Below are 759 nucleotides of genomic sequence, written 5' to 3'. Positions count from 1 at the left end.
CAGGCCGCTGAAATACCTCCGACCGAAGTCAGCGCTTCGAGTGGCTGAAGCGTTGATCTGAGAACCCCACACCCTACGACGTTTCATGCGCGGCGCCGACACCTTCACCGAAAGCCTGTTCACCATGCGGCGGCTCGAGGATTTTGTACCGAAGTCTCACCCGCTGCGCTCGATCCGCACCATGGCCAATCAGGCGTTGGCGAAGATGGATCGGCTGTTCGCCGGGATGTACGAGGCTGATATCAAGGGCGGTCGACCCAGTATCGCGCCTGAGAAGTTGTTGCGGGCCATGCTGCTGCAGGTGCTCTACAGCGTTCGCTCCGAACGTCAGCTCATGGAGCAGACGCACTACAACTTGCTGTTTCGCTGGTTCATTGGCCTGGCAATGGACGATGCAGTCTGGGTGCCCAGCGTATTCACCAAGAACCGCGAACGCCTGATCAAGCACGATGCAGTTATCGAATTCTTCAACGAAGTACTGTCCATCGCGCAAAAGAAGGATTGGCTTTCCGGCGAACACTTCAGCGTGGACGGCACACTCATTCAGGCTTGGGCCGGCCACAAGAGCTTTGTACGTAAAGACGGCGAGGACGAAGACAGCGATGGTGGCAACTTCAAAGGTCGCAAGCGTAGCAACGAAACGCACCAGTCCAAGACCGACCCCGATGCCCGGCTCTACCGTAAAGGCAAAACCGCCAGTGAGTTGCGCTACATGGGCCATACCCTGAGCGACAACCGCCACGGCCTGGTGGTCAGCGC

At 58.2% G+C, this 759-nt stretch carries 1 protein-coding gene; it reads left to right on the top strand.

Going from position 1 to position 759, the window contains the following annotated elements; translation table 11 throughout:
- Nucleotides 1-85: 85 nt before the first annotated feature.
- Nucleotides 86-759: IS5 family transposase (locus ACGLHR_RS51955; RefSeq protein ID WP_400103953.1), on the top strand; the 674-nt coding region annotated here is incomplete at its 3' end.

It is taken from the genome of Cupriavidus sp. CuC1, assembly GCF_044627735.1.
Classification (GTDB): domain Bacteria; phylum Pseudomonadota; class Gammaproteobacteria; order Burkholderiales; family Burkholderiaceae; genus Cupriavidus; species Cupriavidus ulmosensis.
This window is presented reverse-complemented; position numbering and strand designations above follow the sequence as displayed.